This is a genomic window from Nonomuraea sp. NPDC050536 (genome assembly GCF_044457685.1).
In the GTDB taxonomy this organism is placed as follows: Bacteria; Actinomycetota; Actinomycetes; order Streptosporangiales; family Streptosporangiaceae; genus Nonomuraea.
Genome location: NZ_JBITHD010000006.1, coordinates 72,400 through 90,438 on the forward strand (window position 1 = coordinate 72,400; position 18,039 = coordinate 90,438).

Here is an 18,039-nt window from a genome sequence, read left to right on the forward strand (position 1 = left end):
ATGGCCGGAGTCAGGGACGATTTCCTCGCCACGGCCCGGGCGGCCGTATGCCTGCTGCGCGATCCCGCGGTCACGGCCGCGTGGGACAGGCCGAGCGCGCTGCCGGAGTTCAGCGTGCGCGGGCTGGCCGGGCACCTGGCCTACCAGGTCCTGGCGGTCTCCCAGGCGCTGGCCGGGCCCGTGCCCGCCGAGCCGGTCGTCCCGCTGCTCGAGCACTACGCGCGGGTGGCGTGGATCGGGGCCGACCTCTCCGACGACATCAACGTCCGCATCCGCGACGGCGGCGAGGCGCTCGCGGCCGACGGCCCCTCCGCCCTGGCCGCGCGGGTGGACTCCGTCGTCTCCGAGCTGGCGTACGGCCTGGCCGACGCGGGCGGCGGGCCGGTGCGGATCCCGCTGTGGGGGCCGTGGTCGCTCACGCTGGACGATCTGCTGGTCACGCGGATGATGGAGCTCGTCGTCCACGCCGACGATTTGGCGGTCTCGGTGGGCGTCCCCGCGCCCGCGGTGCCGACTTCGGCCATGGAGACGGTGATCGACCTGCTGACCCGGCTCGCCGTACGCCGCCACGGGGCGACCGGGGTCCTGCGCGCGCTCAGCCGCGCCGAACGCGCCCCGGCCACGATCGCCGCCTTCTGAGCCTTGCCCCGCCGGGCGTCGTGCGGGTGGTGTGCGAGGCTGGTGCGCGTGATGTTCGAATCGCTTACCACCGCGCACCTGGCTGACGCGTGCATCCGCGCCCAGGTGCCCGTCCGCACCTTCTCGCTGCGGGCCGTGACGCCGGGCGACCGGGTGGCGGGCCGCGTACGGCCTGCCAGGCACGTCGGCAGCGTCGACGTCTTCCTGGAGGCCTACGAGCTGGCCGAGCCGGGAGACGTGCTGGTGGTCGACAACGGCGGGCGGCTGGACGAGGCCTGCGTCGGCGACCTGGCGGTCCTGGAGGCCAAGGGTGCCGGGCTGGCCGGCGTGGTGATCTGGGGCCTGCACCGCGACACGGCCGACATCCGCGCCATCGGCCTGCCGGTGTTCAGCCTCGGCTCGATCCCGACCGGGCCGCTGAGCCTCGGCGAGCGCCCGAAGGACGCCCTCGAGTCAGCCATCGTCGGCCCCTGGACCGTCACGTCCGACGACCTGGTCGTGGCCGACGACGACGGCGTCGTCTTCCTCCCCGCCTCCCGCGCCGAAGAGCTGCGGACCCTGGCGGAATCGATCCGCGACACCGAATGCCACCAGGCGGACCGCATCCGGTCCGGGGAGTCCCTGCGCAACCAGGTCCGCTTCACCGACTTCCTCGCAGCCAGAGAACACAACCCATCCCTCACCTTCCGCCACCACCTCCGCACCATCGGCGGCGCCATCGAGGAATAGCCCCCGGTCGTGTGGCTGGGGTCGGTTAGGCGGTGGGGAGGGTTATGCGGAAGAGGGCGCCGTGGCCGGGGGTGGTGGCGGCGGTGATGGTGCCGGCGTGGGCTTCTATGAGGGTGGCGGCGATCGACAGGCCGAGGCCTGAGCCGCCGGGGCTGCGGGCGGGGTCGGCGCGGTAGAAGCGTTCGAAGACCCGCTCCGCTACCTCTCCCGAGAAGCCGGGGCCTTCGTCGGCGACTTCCACGACTGCCTGGCCGTCGAAGATGCCGACGCCGACCGTGAAAGGCGTGCCGGGCGGGGTGTGGGTGAGGGCGTTGGTGACGAGGTTGTTGAGGACCTGGGCCAGGCGCGGCTCGTCGCCCGTGACCACGACGGGGCCTTCGCCGCCGTCCAGGCGCAGCAGGTCGATCGTGCGGTCGGGCGCCAGCGTCTGTGCGTCGATGACCGCGCTCGCGGCCAGGCTCAGCAGGTCCACGGGCTGTGGGGCGTGGGGACGCCGCTGGTCGAGGCGGGCCAGCAGGAGCATGTCCTCCACCAGCAGGCCCATCCGCGCCGCCTGGTCCTCGATGCGCCGCAGCAGCCGTACCGCCTCCGCCAGGTCCTGCTCGCCGCTCAGCCGGTAGAGCTCGGCGAAACCACGGATCGAGGTGAGCGGCGTGCGCAGCTCGTGCGAGGCGTCGGCCATGAAGCGCCGCATCAGCTCCTCGGAGCGCCGCGCCTGGGTGGCCGACTCACGCGCCGACACGGCCGCCGCCTCGCGCTCGCGGACGGCCTCCTCGATGCGGCCCAGCATGTGGTTGAGGGTACGGCCGAGCCGCCCCACCTCCGTGGTCGCCGGCCACAGCGGGACCCGGCGGGTCAGGTCGCCGTCGGAGATGTGGCGGGCGGTGCGCTCGATGGTGCCCAGGGGGCGCAGGCTCCGCCGTACCAGCCAGAAGCAGGCGAAACCCAGCACGGCGAGTGTCGTGCCGCCGCCCACCGCCACGATGAGGCCGAGCTGGGAGACCGTGGCGTCGACCTCGCCCAGGCTGACCGCGATGACCCGGGTGCCCTCGGGCACGGAGAAGGCGATGACCCGCCAGCCTGGCCCGCTCTGGGAGTCGACGGTGAACGGCCGCTCGGCGCGGCGGGCGACGTCGGCGGCGGTCAGCCTGGGCAGGCGCGGGGTGCTCTCCTCGGTCGACTCGGCGTCGGTCCTGATCAGGGAGCCGTCGGGGGCCAGCACCGAGGAGTGGAACAGCCCGGGGAACCTTCGCGGCTTGGGATCGGGGCGGAGTTCGAGCTTGGGCGGTCGCGGCGAGTGCCACGGGATCGTGGCGGCGTGCAGTTGCTGGTCGACCCGCTCGACCAGGTATCCGCGCAGCAGCCGGACGGCGAACAGCCCGGTCAGCGTGATCGCCAGCGTCACCAGCAGCAGGGTCGCGGTCACCAGCCGCAGCCAGATGGGCGCCCGCGCCAGATACCTGCGGACCCCGGCCAGCCGCCTCACGACACCCGCCACCCCAGCCCGCCGGCCTCCACGCCCACCGGACAAGACCACGACCCCACCAGAGGCCGCCCCGGAAAGCGAGGTGAGGGCGCCCGAAGGCGAGCACGTAGCACCGGAACGAGGGACGGGCCCGCCGGGCGACGCAGTAAGCGCGCCGGAAGACGCCGTGGGGGTGCCGGAGAGCGTGGTGGAAGAAGGGGGTGGCAGAGCGCTGGGAGGGGTGGCGGGCTCGGAGAATGGCGAAGTGGTCGCGATGGAAGGCGGGGGCACGGCAGAGGGTGGGGTGGTTGGCGCGGTCGGATGGGAGACGGACTCGCCGGGCGACGTAGTGAGCTCGCTGGGGTGTGGGTGTGGGTGTGGGGGCGCGGTGGGGGGCCGCCGGGCGGCGCGGGGCGCGGCGGGGGTGGGCGGGTGGCCGTTGGGGGGTGGGGCGGCGGGGTCGGGGGACGGGGCCGCGGGGTGGGTGGAGTTGGTGGTCATTCGCGTGGGGGACGGAGGATGTAGCCCACGCCGCGAAGGGTGTGGAGGATGCGAGGCTCCTCAGTGTCGATCTTGCGGCGCAGGTAGGACACGTACGATTCGACCAGTCCGACGTCCGTCCGGTCGTCCGCGTTCCACACGTGCTCGAGGATCTGCGTTTTCGACAGCACCCGCCCGGCGTTGAGCATGAAGTAGTGGAGCAGCCTGAACTCCGTGGGCGACAGCCTGACCTGCGCTCCTGCCCGCCACACCTCGTGGGTCTCCTCGTCCAGCTCAAGATCGGCCAGGCGCAGACGGTTGGGCGGCGGCGCGCCGCGGCGGGTCCTGCGCAGCACGGCGCGGATCCTGGCGATGACCTCCTCCAGGCTGAACGGCTTGGTCACGTAGTCCTCGCCGAGCCCGAGCCCGGCGATGCGGTCCTCGGGCAGGTCCTTGGCGGTCACGAAGAGCACGGGGACGCGCCGCCCGCCCGAACGGAGGCGCCCGGCGACGGCCAGGCCGTCCAGGTCCGGCAGCATGATGTCGAGCATGACCAGGTCGGGCGCGCTCTGCTCGGCCACCCGCAGCGCCTGCCTGCCGTCGGCGGCCGTCAGCACATCGAACCCGGCCATCCGCAGGCTGGCGGAGAACAGCTCCCTGATGTTGGGCTCGTCGTCCACGACCAGCAGCCTGGCCTCGGGTACGGTCACCTCCCGCCTCCTCCCTGGCTGATCGACACGGCCGAGACGGAGCCGTCGGCCGCCTTCTGCCCGCGGACCACGACGGTGCCGCCGGTCTTCAGGTCGGACAGCTTGCCGGGCCGGGCGATCTCGATCGTGGTCGCGCCGGTGGTGGTGACCTTGACCGTGGAGCCGTCCATGGTCCTCAGGTATACCTGTTCGCCCGATATCTTCTCGACCGTTCCCACGGTGCCCCCGCCGAAGCCCTGCCGCAGGCCGCCGGAAGACTGCCCGCCGAAAGACCGGCCGGCGTAACCGGAGGGCTGCCCGCCGTACCCGGGAAAGCCCTGACCGCCGAAACGCTGAGCGCCGGTGGAGGGAAGGGCGGACGAGCCGAAGGCCTTCTGCGCCTGGATGCCGATCAGCACCCCGGCCACCAGCACCACCGCCGCGGCCAGGGCGAGCGTCAGCTTGGACGGCCCGCGGCGCGGCGGCGCGACGGGCAGGTCGTCGGGGAAGGGCGAGGCGTCCAGCTGGGCCATGGGTGGGTCTCCTTATTCGTGGCGCAGGGCCTGGATGGGCCGGAGCTTGGCGGCCCGGTTGGCGGGGTAGCTGCCGAAGAACAGCCCGATGGCCACCGACACGCCCAGTGCCAGCGCGACCGACGAGGGGACGAGCACCGGCTGGATGCCCGCGACGGTGAACCGGGTGCCGGCGAAGGCGACCAGCACGCCTGACAGCCCGCCGACCAGGCTCAGCAGCGTGGCCTCGAGCAGGAACTGCCCGAGGATCGCGGCGCGCGGCGCCCCGATGGCCTTGCGGATGCCGATCTCCCTGGTCCGCTCGGTGACGGTGACGAGCATGATGTTGGTGATCCCGATGCCGCCCACCAGCAGCGAGATGGCCGCGACCGCGGCGAGCAGCACGGTGAACGTGCCGGTGGCGGCGCTGACGGTCTCCTGCAGCGTGGCCTGGTTGAGTATCCGGTAGTCGGCGGTGGAGTCGGCGGTGATCCCGTGCCGCTGGTCCAGGATCGCGGTGACCTCCGACTGCGCCGAGGTGGTCGCGCCGGACCCGGTGGCCTGCACGACGATCGAGTTCAGCGAGGAGAACCCGGTCAGGCTCTGCTGTACGGCGGGCAGCGGCGCGATGGCGACGTCGTCGGCGTCCTGCATGCCGCTGGACCCGGCCTCCTTCAGCACGCCGACGACCGTGAACGGCACGCCGGAGATCGTGACCTGCCTGCCGACCGGGTCGAGCGTGCCGAACAGGTCCTCGACCACGGTCTGCCCGAGCACGACGACCTTGCGGGCGGCCGTCACGTCGTCGTTGAAGAAGTACGTGCCGCGGGTGACGGGCTTGTTGGTGGCCTCGAAGTAGCTGGGGTAGGTGCCGACGAGCTGGGCGATCGTGTGCGAGGCGCCCTGGTAGGCGGCGGCCGCCGAGGAGTCGTTCACCACCGGGGAGACGGTCCTGACCGACGGCGCCAGCGTCCTGTCAGTCATCGCCCTGGCGTCGGCCAGGGTCAGCTGCCTGGCCTGGGAGCGGGGACCGGTGTTCTCGCCGCCGCCCTGCCTGCCGCCTCCGCCGTTGAACGACGGCGAGATCGTCAGCGTGTTCGCGCCGAGGCGCTGGATGTTCTGCTGGATGCTCCGGGAGGAGCCCTCGCCGACGGCCACCAGCATGATGACCGCGGCCACGCCGATGAGGATGCCCAGGGTGGTCAGGGCGCTGCGCAGCTTGTTGGCGGCCAGGCCGCGCAGCGCGAAGCGCAGGACGTCGATCGGGTTCACCGGCCCGCCTCCGCCAGCCGCGGCGGCGGGCCGTCGACCGGCGCCTGCCTGTGGTCTTCGACGATCTCGCCGTCCACGAGCCGGATGACGCGCTTGGCGTGCGCGGCCACGTCGTGCTCGTGGGTGATCAGCACGATCGTGCGTCCTGAGTCGCTCAGCCTGTCCATGATCTCCAGCACGTCGGCGGTCGAGGCGGTGTCGAGGTTGCCCGTGGGCTCGTCGGCCAGCAGCAGCGCGGGCGCCGTCACCAGAGCCCTGGCCACGGCGACGCGTTGCTGCTGGCCGCCGGACAGCTGGTTGGGCTCGTGGTGGGTCCTGTCGCCCAGTCCCACCTGCTCCAGCGCCTCCAGTGCCCGCCTGCGGCGCTCGGCGACGCCCAGCCCGCCGTACACGAGCGGGAGCTCCACGTTGGCCAGGGCCGTCATCCGCGGGATGAGGTTGAAGGACTGGAAGACGAACCCGACGCGGCGGTTGCGCAGCACCGCCAGCTGGTGCTCGTCGAGGCTGCCGACGTCGGCGCCGTCGATCAGGTAGCGGCCCGAGGTGGGCACGTCGAGGCAGCCGAGGATGTTCATCAGCGTGGACTTGCCGGAGCCGGAGGCGCCCATGATGGCCAGGTAGTCGCCGCGCTCGACGTCCAGGTCGATGCCGCGCAGGGCCTGGACCTTGGCGTCGCCCTCGCCGTACTCCTTGACCAGCTCGCGCACGCGCAGGACGGGGCCGCTCATCGCCCGCCTCCCGGGCCGGGCCCGCCGCCGCCGGGGAAGAAGCGGAACCCGTTGCCGCCGGTGGTCGTGGTGGCGGGCGGGACGAGCTGGTCGCCCTCCTGCACGCCGGACTTGATCTCGGTCAGTGACGTGCCCTTGACGCCCACCTCCACCGGGGTCCGCACCTGCTGGCCGCCCCGCAGCAGAGTGACCGTAGTCTGGCCGCCGGTGGTGCTGACCGCGGTGGAGGGGACTGCGATGACGTTCTCCGCCCGGCCCGTTTCCACCTCGACGGTGGCGGTCTGGCCGAGGCGCACCTGGTTGGGCACCTTGGTGAAGGAGATCGTCACCGGGTACTGGACGACGTTGTTGCTCGTCGACGCCGTCGGGTCGATCTGGGTGATCCTGCCGGTGGCGGTGACGCCGGGCAGCGCGTCGAAGGTGACGGTGGCCTGCCTGCCGACCTTGAGCCCGGCCACGTCGGATTCGGTGAAGGAGCCGACGAGCTGCAGCCTGCGGGTGTCGGCCAGGTCGATGAAGCCCGACGCCTGTGCGGACTGGCTCGAGGCCTGGTTCGAAGACTGGCCCGAAGACTGGCCGGAGGACTGGCCCGAAGACTGCGCGGACTGTCCGGACGAGGACCCGCCGACGCTGCCGTTGACCGCGGTGACCGTGCCGCTGAAGGGCGCCCGCAGCACCGTGCCCGCGACCGCGCGCTCGGCCTCCCTGTAGCCGTTGCGGGCCTTGACGAAGGCCGCGTACAGCTGGGCGGTCGAGGTCCCGTCGTCCTGCGCGCTCTGATAGGAGGCCTGGGCGGCCGACAGGTTCTCCCTGGTCGCGGCGTCGTCCACGGTGGCCAGGATGTCGCCCTTGGAGACGGTGTCCCCGGCCTTGACGTAGATCTTCTCGACGGTCCCCGACGTGGCGAAGTTCAGCGAGCGGCTGCGGGAGCTCGCGATCGCGCCCGACGCGGACACCGCGGCCACGACCGTGCCGCGGGTGGCGGTCACGGTCCGCACGTTCGTCTGGCCGGCCGCGCCTCCCGTGCCGAGCTGGGCGTAGGCGAGCGCGAGGCCGCCCAGCAGGAGCACGCCCAGCGCCCCGTTGGTCATCAGCGCTCTGCGCCTGGTCGACACCTTCACAGGCGGTGACCCTGGCACACCAGACTGGTGCGCAGCCGGGAGTCGGCTGAAGGTTCGCTGACAACGCCGCCCGCCCCGCGCCGCCCACAGGCAACTCTGAGGTCGCTCGCAGCCCGCCTCGATGCCGGCCCGGCATGCTGGACGCCCATGAAGCTGATTACGGGCGGGCTCGCGCTGGCGGTCCTGGCGGCCGGGTCGGGCCTGGCGTTCGCGATGCGTGACGACTCGCCGCCGCCCGTCCAGGTACGGCTGGCCGCCGCGCAGCGCGGCACGGTCACCTCCACGGTCACCGCCGCGGGGAACACGGTCGACGGGTCCCGCCGCGACCTGGCCTTCGGCACGCCCGGCACGGTCACCAAGGTCTACGTCAAGGTGGGCGGGCACGTGCGCAAGGGCCAGCTGCTCGCCCGTACCGACAGCCGCGCGGCCCGCGAGTCCTACACGGCCGCGCAGGCCGACGTCAGCGCCGCCCAGGAGGCGCTCGACAACGCCTCCACCACCTCCTGCGCCGCGAGCTCCGGTACGGCCGGCGGCGCCCTGGGCCCGTCGTACCCGCCGCCGACGGAGTCCCCCACTGCTGCCCCCACTGTCGCCCCCACTGGCGAGCCGGAGCCGGAACCGCAGCCCACGGTCACCGTCACCGTGACCGCCACGGAAACCGTCACCGCGACCGTCACAGCCACCCCGAAGCCCACGTCGAAACCCTCCGGAACAGCTCGCCCCTCGGGGAGGCCGACCCCATCGGGCAAGCCCACTCCCTCGGCGAAGCCGAGCGCCCGCCCCTCAAGCCGGCCCAGCGGATGCGCCAAGGGCGCTCTCACCCAGGACCAGGCCCAGGCCAACCTCGACCGCGCCCAGTCCGTTCTGAAGCAGGCCGCCGACCAGGTCCGCGGCGCCAGGATCGTGGCTCCCGCGTCAGGCACGGTCCTGTCGCTGGCCGCCGCCGCGGGCGACGCCTCGGGCAACGGCACCTTCGTCAGCCTCGGCAACCTCAACGAGCTGCAGGTCGATGCCATGGTCACCGAGTCGGACGTGAACCGGCTCAAGCTCGGCCAGCGCGCCCAGGTCACCCTGGCCACCAGCCCGGCGGACGGCCACCGGGCCACGGTCACCCGGATCGCCCCGACCGCCACGGTCGCCGACCAGCTCGTCCGCTACGCGGTGACGCTCTCCTTCGACGCGCCGCCGAAGGGCCTGATGCTGGGCCAGACCGCCTCGGTGTCGATCACCACGGGCACCGCCGAGGGCGCGATCTACGTGCCTGCCCAGGCCGTCCGCCCCCGCCAGGACGGCACGTCGGTCGTCACCGTGCGGGCCGCCGGGCGTGACACGGCCAAGGCGGTGCGCACCGGGGTCCGCTCCGACCAGTACGTGCAGATCACCGACGGGCTCGCCGACGGCGACCAGGTCGTGCTGCAGAGCGGCACGTCAGGGGAGTTCCCCGACGGCTCCTGGCCGGATTGAGCGGATCTTCAGTGACCTCACAGGCGGCTCTCAGACTTGTTCCGCCGGGATCACCACGGTCTTGGCGGTCCTGGCGGGCGCGCCGCGGCGCGAGATGTAGTCCAGGGTCCTGAAGTCCACCGAGACCTCGGACGCGGTGAGCCTGCCGTACAGGTAGCCGCGCCGCTGGTCGATGAAGGAGATGTGCGGGTTCTCCGCCAGCGCCTCGGCGATCCACGTCCTGTCCCGGTAGCCGTCGCCGTCGCTGGCGATCGACGTGGTGACCAGCTCCTTGGCCACCACGGGCGAGTCGGGGTCGTCGAAGTCGGTCTTCAGGTCGGCCAGGTGGTGCATGTGCGCGTCACCGGTCAGCACGATCGGGTTGGACGTGGCCGCCAGGTGGCCGAGCACCCGGGTCCGCTCGGCGGCGTACCCGTCCCACGAGTCGAGGTTGACCTCGCGGCCGGGTCCCACCTTGTAGTCGCGCTGCGCCATGAGGATCTGCTGGCCCAGCAGGTTCCACCGGGCGTCGGACCCGCGCAGCCCCTGCTCCAGCCAGCGCCACTGGTCGGCGCCGAGCAGCGTCCGCTTGGCCGACAGCCGGTCGTCGCACCCGGCCCGCACCCCGTCCATGCAGGCCTGGTCGTCGCGGAACTGCCGGGTGTCTAGCAGGTGGAAACGCGCCAGCGTCCCCCACGAGATCCGCCTGTTCACCCTGAGCACCGCTCCCTGCAGCGCGGTACGGCGCAGCGGCATGTTCTCGTAGTAGGCGCGGAACGCCTCGGCCCTGCGCTGCTTGAAGTCGGGGGCGAAGGTGCTGGAGTGGCTACCGGCCCAGTTGTTCTCCACCTCGTGGTCGTCGAAGGCGACCAGCCAGGGCGCGACGGCGTGGGCGTGCTGCAGGTCGTGGTCGCTCTTGTACTGCGCGTGCCGCAGCCGGTAGTCGGCCAGCGTCATGCACTTGCCGGGTGTGTGGGTGCGCACCCGCCCGGCCAGCGCGGTGTAGCCGCTCGGCCCGTACTCGTACATGTAGTCGCCGAGGAAGACGACCAGGTCGGGCTCCTGCTCGGCCAGACGCCGGTAGGCGGTGTAGTAGCCGTGCTCGTAGTGCGCGCACGCCGCCACGGCGAACGCCAGCGGCGAGGCCCCGCTCGGCGCCGTCCTGGTACGGCCGGCGGGCGAGAGCCGTCCCTCGGTCTTGAACCGGTAGAAGTAGTCGCGCCCCGGCTGCAGCCCCGCCACCTCGACGTGCACGCTGTGCGCGTCGGCCGCCCTGGCGGTGGCCGTGCCGGACTTGACGATCGTGGCGAAGCGCTCGTCGGCGGCGACCTGCCAGTCGACGTCGAGGTCGCGCGCGGGCATGCCGCCGCGGCCGTCGCCGGCCAGCGGCTGGAGGGCCAGGCGGGTCCACAGCACGAACCCGTCGGTGGACGGGTCGCCCGAGGCGACGCCGAGCGTGAACGGGTCCGCGCTCAGCGCCCTGGTCTTGGGGGTCGGCAGGAGGAGGAGGGACGCGGCTGCGAGGAAGGATCTGCGGTCCACGCTCCAGGTATGTCCGTCTCCGCTGACACGGTCATGACCCCCGAGTCAAAGATGGATGAACAACGCCAGTCGGGTCATCTGACGTCAGCCTTCCTGCCGCTCGATCCACTCCCTGGCCACCTGCTCGTCGTGGGCCAGCGCGGCGAGGTCCTCCTCGGCGGCCTGCTCTCCGGCGGCGGCCAGCGCGGCCCTGGCCCGGTCGTAGGCCGCCATGATCTCCTGGCCGTCGTCGGTGGCGTAGTAGACCGACTTGGCGTGCCTGGCCAGCGCCCGCGCGGCGGCGAGCGGGTCGCCCTCGGCGTCGAACAGCCGCGCGGCCCGGTCGAAGGCCTCGGCCGCCTCCTCGTCGCGATCCAGATCGCTGAGCAGCTCGGCCGCCTCCAGCAGCGCGCCGCCCTCCGCCAGCTCGGTGTAGACGGCGACCGCGCCGTCGTGGTCCCCGATCTCGCGCAGCGCCCTGGCCTGGCGCCAGGGTTCCTCCGGATCGCCGCCGGGGTCGCGGCGGGCGCGGGGCACCAGCGGCAGGTACTCGGCCAGCGGCTCGGCGGCCAGCGTCCGCTCCAGCCTGGCGGTGTGCACCACGCCGTTGTTGCGGGCGTCGAACCTGGCGGCGATGGCGCGCGCCCCGGACTCCAGCTCCGCGCGCAGCTCGGGCACGGGCACGTCGCGGTCGGCCCGCCGTACGGTCAGGTCCGCGTGGCCCGTCTCCTCCAGGCGGCGCAGCACCAGCGCGGCGCCCGACATGAAGCGGAGCGCCGCCGCCGGCGACGGCGCGCGCTCGAGCAGCGGCAGCTCGCGCTGCAGCAGTTCAAGGCCGCGCGCGTGGTTGCCGGTCAGCGCGAGGAACTCCAGGTGATCGCCGAAGTCGTCGAGGTAGCCGGCCTTGCCCTGCACGAGCCGGTAGGCCCTGCGGTGCCCGGCCGCGGCCTCCTCCAGGCGGCCCGCGCGGACGTAGGGCAGGAGCAGCGTGCACAGCACACCCTGCGGCTGGGAGCTGCAGGTGATCTCGCCGGCCAGGACGGGCCCCGCGGCCTCGACCGCCTCGGCGTCCCTGCCCAGACCCGACAGCACGTAGGCGCGCCCGCTCAGGTCGCACGCCTCGCAGTCGGACAGGTCGTCGCGCGGCGTCGTCTCCCAGCGGCGCAGCCACGCCCGGGTCTCGTCCTCCTCGCCCAGGTGCCAGGCGATCAGGCAGCGCTGGGCGTGCACGGCGTGCAGGGTGCCGCCCGCGATCCGGTAGCGGCGTTCCATGTCGTCGAGGGCGTCCAGGGCTCGCCGCAGCGGGATCTCCGGGAACTTCCGCATGTCGCTCATGATCCACTTGAACTGCCAGAGCAGTCGCCAGGCGTGCCACTCGCTGAACCAGCCGGGGTTCGAATCGTGGGCGGCCACGTTACGGGAGAACGTGGCGAACGACTTACCCGGCTCCCCGCCGTGCTGGTAGGCGGCCGTCAGGTCGAACCGCGCCTGGATGATCAGCTTCGGGTCGCGCCCGGCCTCCGCCTCCTTCAGCGCCCGCTCCACCAGGATCGTCCTGGCCTCCCCATACGGCATGCTCCCCGCCCGGGCGAGCAGCGCCTCGACGTCCTCAGCCACGCGTCTCACCCCCGACCGCCCAGTCGAGCAGGCCCAGGAAGGACCTGTTGAGCGCCGCCGAGTCGGCGGGACGCAGCGGATGGTGCCCGTGCAGCAGCGCCATCCCATACAGCGCCTGCACGGCCGTGGCGGCCAGCGACAGCTCCGGCAGGCCTGTGACCCGGCGGACCAGCGGGTTGCGGTGGTTGAGCACCAGGCGGGGCCTGTCGGCGGCCATGGTGCGCTCCAGCGCGCCGAGCACGTCCGCCCACAGCTCGTCGCCGGCGTCCCTGGCCTCGCGCAGCTCCGCGTGGTGCTCGGCGGCGCGGCTGGTCAGGTAGAGGGCGGGCAGCGAGGCGGGATCGAAGTCGCGCAGCACCACCTCGCACCCGAGCGGGTCGAGCGCCCTGGCCGCCGCCTCGAGGAACGGCCGGGCGGCCAGCTCCTCGCGCGGGTCCACCGGGCCCAGGTGGGTGGCCAGGTCGGCCGGGTCGAGGGGTTCGAGCCGGGCGTCGGGATCGATCCTGGTCAGGCGCTGCAGGATCTCGCTGTCGTAGACGTAGCCGCCGTTGACCAGGCCGACGCCCTGCGCGCCGGACACCGCGGAGAGTTGGCGGAACTCGTCGACGCTCGCGGTGTAGCGGCCGCCGGGGTGGCTGGTGCGGAACTGGGCCAGCGTCATCGGGCCCGCGCTGGTCTCGAACTCCAGCCAGCGGTCCACCAGCCTGAGCATGTCGTCGTCGTGCAGGGCCAGCGCCTTGACGCCCAGGTGGTGCAGGCGCAGGAAGTCGCGCAGGCCGTCGGGGTCGGTCTCGGCCAGCCGTACCAGCCACAGCCGCAGCGCGCGGCCCAGCTCCTCGCGGGTGTGGTCGAGCAGGTCGTCCTCGTAGAGTGCCTCGCGGCTGGCGGTGGGGCGCAGCTCGGCGGCGTCGACCACGCAGCGGGCGAAGAACGCCCAGTCGGGCAGCAGGCCGTCGGCGCGCTCGGTGAGCAGCATGCGCTTGAGGTAGACGCGGTGGGCGCCGCGCACGGCCGGGTTGGCCGGGCTCGGCAGGATGAACGCGACGCCGGTCAGTCCCGACTCCTTGACGTGCAGGTCCACGAAGTCGAGCGGGCGGAAGCCGAACAGCCGCTCGCCGTACTCCAGCAGGGCGTCCCGCCTGGCGTCGGGCGTGGCGTGCCGCTCCGTCCACGGCAGCGCGTCGAGGGTGGTGCGGCGGCCGTTCACCGTGACGTCGATGGGCAGCAAAGAGCCATACAGCCCCGCCAGCTCGGTGACCGTCCGCGCGGACACCCACTCGCCGGCGTCCTCCCTGGCCCGCAGCGTGACCGTGGTGCCCGGCTCGTCGCGCTCCGCCCGTCCGACCTCGTAGCGGCCGTCGGAGCGGCCGGTCCACAGGACGGCGGGGCCTCCCTTGGCCGAGCGGGTCTCCACCTGGAGCTCGTCGGCCACCAGGAATCCGGACAGCAGGCCAATGCCGAACTGCCCGAGGAACTCGTGGCGGGCGAAGCCCAGCTCGTCGCGCTTGGAGGAGCGGCCGATCGTGGCCAGCAGCGTGTGCACCTCGTCCTCGGTCAGGCCGATCCCGGTATCGCGCACCTGGATCTCGCCGTCGCCGACGCGGATCTCCACCCTGGCCTCGGCGCCGGGCTCCTGGTTGCGCCTGGCCGTGATCGCGTCGGCGGCGTTCTGCAGGAGCTCTCGGACGTAGACGCGGGGGCTCGAGTACAGGTGCCTGCTCAGCAGGTCGACGACGCCGCGTAGGTCGACTTGGAACGCATTCTCCACCTGCGTCACCATAAATCACATAACCGACACTCTGCCCCTGGTTTCCCCCGTGCCACGTCGATCGGGCGCCGTTGCGGCGGGTGAGCGTCCTCGACTCGCCGCGAGCGCCGGTCGCGGGCCCTCAGCCGGAGTACGGCGGGCGGCCGGTTGCGCGGCCCGCCGTACAGCCGCCTAGAGGGAGAGCGCCGCGCGGAGAGAGGCGGCGTCGGTGAAGTGGTGGGTGGTGAGGCCGGCGCGCTCGGCGCCCTCGATGTTGTCCTTGCGGTCGTCGATGAAGACGATGTCGCCGGGGGCGGCGCCGAGGCCCTCGGCGAGGGCGGCGTAGATCTCGAGGTCGGGCTTCACCATGCCCATGCGCGCGCTGTAGAAGCGGTGCTCGATGGCGGCGATCCAGGGCAGGCGGTCCAAGCCGTCGGCGACACTCGCGGGGGCGTTGGACAGCAGGGCCACGTCCGCGCCGCGGGCGAGCAGCGCGTCGAGGATCGCCAGCGTGCCCTGGTCGGGGTGCGACCAGCTGGCGACGTCCATCTCGTCGAGCCTGGCCACCTCGGCGGCGGTCGCGGGCCTGCCGAGCACCGTGCTCCAGTACGTCTCGGGCGTCAGCGTGGCACGGTCGAAGTCGAGGCGATGATCCCAGTAGCCGCGCTTGAACGTCTCCGGGTCGGCGCCCACGGCCTCGGCCATCGCGTCGGCGTCGGACTCGGGCTGCGGCAGCGACAGGACACCGCCGTAGTCGAACACGGTCCAGGTCATGCAGGCTCCCCTTCGCATCTGTAGGGCCCAGGCGGCGCTCGCTTCGGCCGAGTGGACCCAGAGGCCCATGATCTCATCGACGCTACGCGCTCCTGGGGTGGGATTAGACGAGGAAGGGTTGGAGGTGGGGGGTCAGGGCGGGGCAGCCGAGGTACTTCTCGGCCGTGTGGAAGTCGATCCAGTCGAGGTTGACGAGTTCCTCGACGTCGATGCCGTCGAAGCTGTCCCGCAGGTCCGCCGGGATGGCGGCGATGTCGTCCTTGTCGGCGATGTTGACCCAGCGGGCCACGCCCTTGGGACGCTCCCCCCGGCCGTTGATGGGGGCCGGCAGGAGGTGCTCGAAGACGACGTTGCGCATGCCGAGCGGGCTGCCCAGGGTGATGAGGAGGTCGACCTGGATGTCCGGATTCGCCCAGAGGGTCTCGTAAGTGACGACGCTGCCGAGTGAGTGGGCTATGACGACCCTGGGCTGGTTCCGCCGGATCACCTCGGCCACGACTTTCTGGGACTTCTCGCGCTTTGCCTGGTTGGTCAGGTAGGCGGCCACCTCGGGCGCGAAGAGCTTGGCGAACGCGGCCGACCTGGTGTCGAGCTTGGTCAGCAGCCAGCCGGTGAACGCCTTGAGCGACCGCGTCAGGTCCTCGCCGAGGCCCAGGTGCTTGGCCCAGTCGATGAGGACCTGGTGGGCGGGCGCGTCCATGGCCGCGAACCCCAGGGCCTGTCCGCCCTCGGGGCCGTCGTGCAGGACGTGGGCATAGTAGGCGACCTCGCTGAAGTAGTCCTTGACCTCGCCCCCCACGGAGACGTGGAGATAGTGGTTCCACTTCTGGCGCATCGCCTCCGCGGCGCCTGGAACCGATTTACCCGCTGCCTCGTAGTACTTGTACTTGCCGATCCCGTGCACGCCGACGATCCCCGCCATTACGGCCTCCCCACCTCGCTCCGTAATTTCACGCGATAGTGACATACGCCACTTGCATCCCGGCGTCAACCCGCCTGCGGAGCTTTAGGCTTGCCTAAAGGTTTAGATAGAGCTAAAGTCGAGGCATCGAGAGCTGACCGGCGAGAGCGAGCCCGCTATGGCCTTCCGTCGTACCACCCAGGATGTCGACACGGGCAGGCCCGGAGGCCTCGCCACGGACGTGGTCGACGAGATCACCTGGTACATGCGCGAACACAAGATCACGCGCGCGGATCTGGCGGCGTCGATGCGCGTGTCGCCGGGGCGGGTCAGCCAAATACTCTCGGGGGACGAAAACCTCACCCTCAAGACGCTCAACGCCGTCATCACCGCCCTCGGCGCCCGCCTCGACCTCACCCTCACCACCGCCGAGCCCCCCGACCTCGCATAACCGACCGCCGCCTCGCGCAGCTTCGGGCACCACCACCGGCACGAGCACCATCACGAGCACGGCGACACACACGGGTTGAGCAAGCCTGCCATGCGAGAGACCACGAAGAAGCCCGGGACGGACCGGGAACGCAGAACCATGGCACCCCGCCACCGAAACCCCGGGGCCGACCCGGGAAACACGAGACCGCAGCACCCGCCCACCGCAACCCCAAGGCGGACCGGGAAGCGCAGAACCGCGGCACCCGGCGACCGAAACGCCGTGGCGAACCGGGGAACGCGAGACCGTGCCCGGCCACCGAAACCCCGTAGCAGACCCGGGAACGCGAGACCGGGGTGCCCGGCTATCGGAGCGCCGTGGCGGCGGGCAAGGGTCCCCGACTCGCCGGAAGCGCCGGTCGCGGGTCCTCAGCCGAAGTACGGACGGCGGCCGGTGGCGGCGGCTCGCCGTACAAGAGCAATCTCCCAACCCCAGAGAACTCGCCGTACAAGAGCAACCTGGCAACACCAGAGAACTCGCCCTACAAGAGCAACCCCAGGCCCGTACAGGAGCAACCTCGCAACACGACAGAACTCGCCGCACAAGAGGCGCGCAAGACATGAAGCCGCTACGGGTGGGGGCGGTCGGTGGTGAGGGTGGCTCGGGCTGGGGGGACGAAGACGGGGAGGGAGCGGTAGCCGGCGCGGAAGGCGATCGCGAGTAGGCGCAGGAGCTCGTTCTCCGCGTCGTGGCGGAGGATGCCGTGCATGCGCGTCAGGTCGTTGAGGTAGCGCTCGTAGCGGGGCGTCTTGGTGTGGCGCGACCCGCGCAGGGCCGTGACGACCTTGGATCTGGGCGCGCCGTCCTCGATGAGGGCGGCAACGTCGAGGCGGCGTTCGATGGCGTCGAGCCGGGCGTGGACGCGGGCACGGCGGCGTTCCTCGGGCGTGAGGCGCTCCCTGATGCGCTCGTGGTAGCGGAAGGCGGCCAGGCTGAGCTCGTAGATGCTCCAGGAGTCGTCGACCCGCCGCTCGCACCACACCAGCTGGTCCTCCGCCATCGCCTGGTCCAGCCGGGCCAGCAGCGTCACCAGCCAGAACGTGGCCGCCTCCCTGGCCAGCGACCGCCGGTCCTCCTCCCGCGCCCGTACCTGGCTCAGCCAGAGCCCGCTGGGCGCGATCACCCCCAGGGCCGTGGACAGGTACTGGTTGAGCAGGAACCCGCCGGCCAGCGCCACGACCGCCGATGCGCACCCCGTCAGCAGGACCACGGCTAAGGCCAGCCACCGAGCCTGGGGTCCGAACGGCCGGCCACGACTCTGGCACCTCAGCAGCAGGAACGCCACGGCCGACAGGATCGCCAGCCCCACGGTCAACCCGACCTGCCCCGGAGTGACCTGCATGGAATCCGCCTCTCCCCCGGGGTGTTGCCTCCATAGTCGCAGCGGCGACGGATGTTGAAAATCCCGTTGCCGTCGGCATATGTCCCCCAGATACGGTGAAACCCTTCACTAAGGAGTTCATGCCATGCCTGGCCCGCTGATCGTCAACGACTCGGTCGTCATCCCCGACGCCGAGCTCGTCTGGCGTTTCTCGCGTTCGTCGGGCCCCGGCGGCCAGGGCGTCAACACGACCGACAGCCGGGTCGAGCTCACCTTCGACGTGGCGGCGACGACGGCGCTGCCCGACGATCTCAAGGCCCGCGCCCTGTCGCGCCTGCCTGGCCCCATGATCACGATCGCCGCCTCGGAGTACCGTTCGCAGCTGCGCAATCGCGAGGCCGCCGCGCAGCGTCTGGCGCAGCGCCTGCGCGAGGCGATCGCCCCGCCGCCCAAGCGCCGCCGCGCCACCAAGCCCACCCGCGGCTCGGTCGAACGCCGCATCGCCACCAAGAAGCAGCGCTCCGACGTCAAGCGCCTCCGCCGCGCCCCCTAGCCGCCGCTCCCGCCCCGCCTTCACTGGAAGCACGCCG

The 18,039-nt window shown here is 72.2% G+C and carries 17 protein-coding genes; 5 read left to right on the forward strand and 12 right to left on the reverse strand.

The genetic code is table 11. The features are described 5' to 3' along the window. Together ACIBHX_RS18940 and ACIBHX_RS18945 are read left to right on the forward strand one after the other, a co-directional pair. Positions 1-639: a maleylpyruvate isomerase N-terminal domain-containing protein gene (locus ACIBHX_RS18940; RefSeq protein ID WP_397068408.1), complete on the forward strand. Its 639-nt coding sequence runs from the start codon at positions 1-3 to the stop codon at positions 637-639. 51 nt (positions 640-690) lie between these two features. Beyond that, complete coding sequence (locus tag ACIBHX_RS18945) at positions 691-1,368, forward strand: RraA family protein (protein WP_397068409.1); 678 nt, start codon at positions 691-693, stop codon at positions 1,366-1,368. A gap of 25 nt (positions 1,369-1,393) precedes the next feature. On the opposite strand, the gene ACIBHX_RS18950 is transcribed toward ACIBHX_RS18945, so the two are convergent. The 6 genes from ACIBHX_RS18950 to ACIBHX_RS18975 all read right to left on the reverse strand — a co-directional run bounded on the left by ACIBHX_RS18950 (position 1,394) and on the right by ACIBHX_RS18975 (position 7,635). Further along, positions 1,394-2,866, reverse strand: a complete 1,473-nt coding sequence (locus ACIBHX_RS18950) for a sensor histidine kinase (RefSeq protein WP_397068410.1) — start codon at positions 2,864-2,866, stop codon at positions 1,394-1,396. Positions 2,867-3,330: 464 nt separating this feature from the next. Continuing rightward, positions 3,331-4,023, reverse strand: a complete 693-nt coding sequence (locus ACIBHX_RS18955; protein ID WP_397068411.1) for a response regulator transcription factor — start codon at positions 4,021-4,023, stop codon at positions 3,331-3,333. Then, complete coding sequence (locus ACIBHX_RS18960; protein WP_397068412.1) at positions 4,020-4,535, reverse strand: hypothetical protein; 516 nt, start codon at positions 4,533-4,535, stop codon at positions 4,020-4,022. The genes ACIBHX_RS18955 and ACIBHX_RS18960 overlap by 4 nt, the downstream gene beginning before the upstream one ends. 12 nt (positions 4,536-4,547) lie before the next feature. Next, the gene (locus ACIBHX_RS18965; RefSeq protein ID WP_397068413.1) at positions 4,548-5,786 is read right to left on the reverse strand and encodes an ABC transporter permease; all 1,239 of its coding nucleotides are present in this window, start codon (positions 5,784-5,786) and stop codon (positions 4,548-4,550) included. Next, positions 5,783-6,514: an ABC transporter ATP-binding protein gene (locus ACIBHX_RS18970; protein ID WP_397068414.1), complete on the reverse strand. Its 732-nt coding sequence runs from the start codon at positions 6,512-6,514 to the stop codon at positions 5,783-5,785. Before ACIBHX_RS18970 ends, ACIBHX_RS18965 begins: the two co-directional genes overlap by 4 nt. Then, the gene (locus ACIBHX_RS18975) at positions 6,511-7,635 is read right to left on the reverse strand and encodes an efflux RND transporter periplasmic adaptor subunit (protein WP_397068415.1); all 1,125 of its coding nucleotides are present in this window, start codon (positions 7,633-7,635) and stop codon (positions 6,511-6,513) included. The genes ACIBHX_RS18970 and ACIBHX_RS18975 overlap by 4 nt, the downstream gene beginning before the upstream one ends. Positions 7,636-7,782: 147 nt before the next feature. Here ACIBHX_RS18975 and ACIBHX_RS18980 point away from each other — a divergent pair, with 147 nt between their 5' ends. Next, on the forward strand, positions 7,783-9,099 hold the full coding sequence (locus ACIBHX_RS18980; protein ID WP_397068416.1) for an efflux RND transporter periplasmic adaptor subunit: 1,317 nt from the start codon (positions 7,783-7,785) through the stop codon (positions 9,097-9,099). A 30-nt stretch (positions 9,100-9,129) separates the two neighbouring features. Here the strand turns inward: ACIBHX_RS18980 and ACIBHX_RS18985 are convergent, their stop codons facing one another. The 5 genes from ACIBHX_RS18985 to ACIBHX_RS19005 form a co-directional block, all read right to left on the reverse strand. After that, positions 9,130-10,620: an alkaline phosphatase D family protein gene (locus ACIBHX_RS18985; protein ID WP_397068417.1), complete on the reverse strand. Its 1,491-nt coding sequence runs from the start codon at positions 10,618-10,620 to the stop codon at positions 9,130-9,132. An 84-nt stretch (positions 10,621-10,704) separates the two neighbouring features. Then, a complete protein-coding gene (locus ACIBHX_RS18990; RefSeq protein ID WP_397068418.1) occupies positions 10,705-12,216 on the reverse strand; it encodes a hypothetical protein in 1,512 nt (503 codons plus the stop codon). Continuing rightward, positions 12,209-13,984, reverse strand: coding sequence for an HSP90 family protein (locus ACIBHX_RS18995; protein ID WP_397068419.1), 1,776 nt, complete (start codon positions 13,982-13,984; stop codon positions 12,209-12,211). The genes ACIBHX_RS18990 and ACIBHX_RS18995 overlap by 8 nt, the downstream gene beginning before the upstream one ends. Before the next feature lie 171 nt (positions 13,985-14,155). Further along, positions 14,156-14,737, reverse strand: a complete 582-nt coding sequence (locus tag ACIBHX_RS19000) for an HAD family hydrolase (protein ID WP_397068420.1) — start codon at positions 14,735-14,737, stop codon at positions 14,156-14,158. A 103-nt stretch (positions 14,738-14,840) separates the two neighbouring features. After that, positions 14,841-15,659 (reverse strand): hypothetical protein, encoded by an 819-nt coding sequence (locus ACIBHX_RS19005; protein WP_397068421.1) that lies wholly within the window; start codon positions 15,657-15,659, stop codon positions 14,841-14,843. A gap of 157 nt (positions 15,660-15,816) precedes the next feature. Between ACIBHX_RS19005 and ACIBHX_RS19010 the strand changes: the two genes are divergently transcribed. Continuing rightward, positions 15,817-16,089 carry a helix-turn-helix domain-containing protein gene (locus tag ACIBHX_RS19010; RefSeq protein ID WP_397068422.1) on the forward strand — a complete coding sequence of 91 codons (273 nt, stop codon included), beginning with the start codon at positions 15,817-15,819 and terminating at the stop codon, positions 16,087-16,089. A 607-nt stretch (positions 16,090-16,696) separates the two neighbouring features. Here ACIBHX_RS19010 and ACIBHX_RS19015 read toward each other — a convergent pair. After that, complete coding sequence (locus tag ACIBHX_RS19015) at positions 16,697-17,470, reverse strand: hypothetical protein (protein ID WP_397068423.1); 774 nt, start codon at positions 17,468-17,470, stop codon at positions 16,697-16,699. 124 nt (positions 17,471-17,594) lie between these two features. Between ACIBHX_RS19015 and arfB the strand changes: the two genes are divergently transcribed. Beyond that, on the forward strand, positions 17,595-18,002 hold the full coding sequence (gene arfB, locus ACIBHX_RS19020) for an alternative ribosome rescue aminoacyl-tRNA hydrolase ArfB (protein ID WP_397068424.1): 408 nt from the start codon (positions 17,595-17,597) through the stop codon (positions 18,000-18,002). Positions 18,003-18,039: the final 37 nt, after the last annotated feature.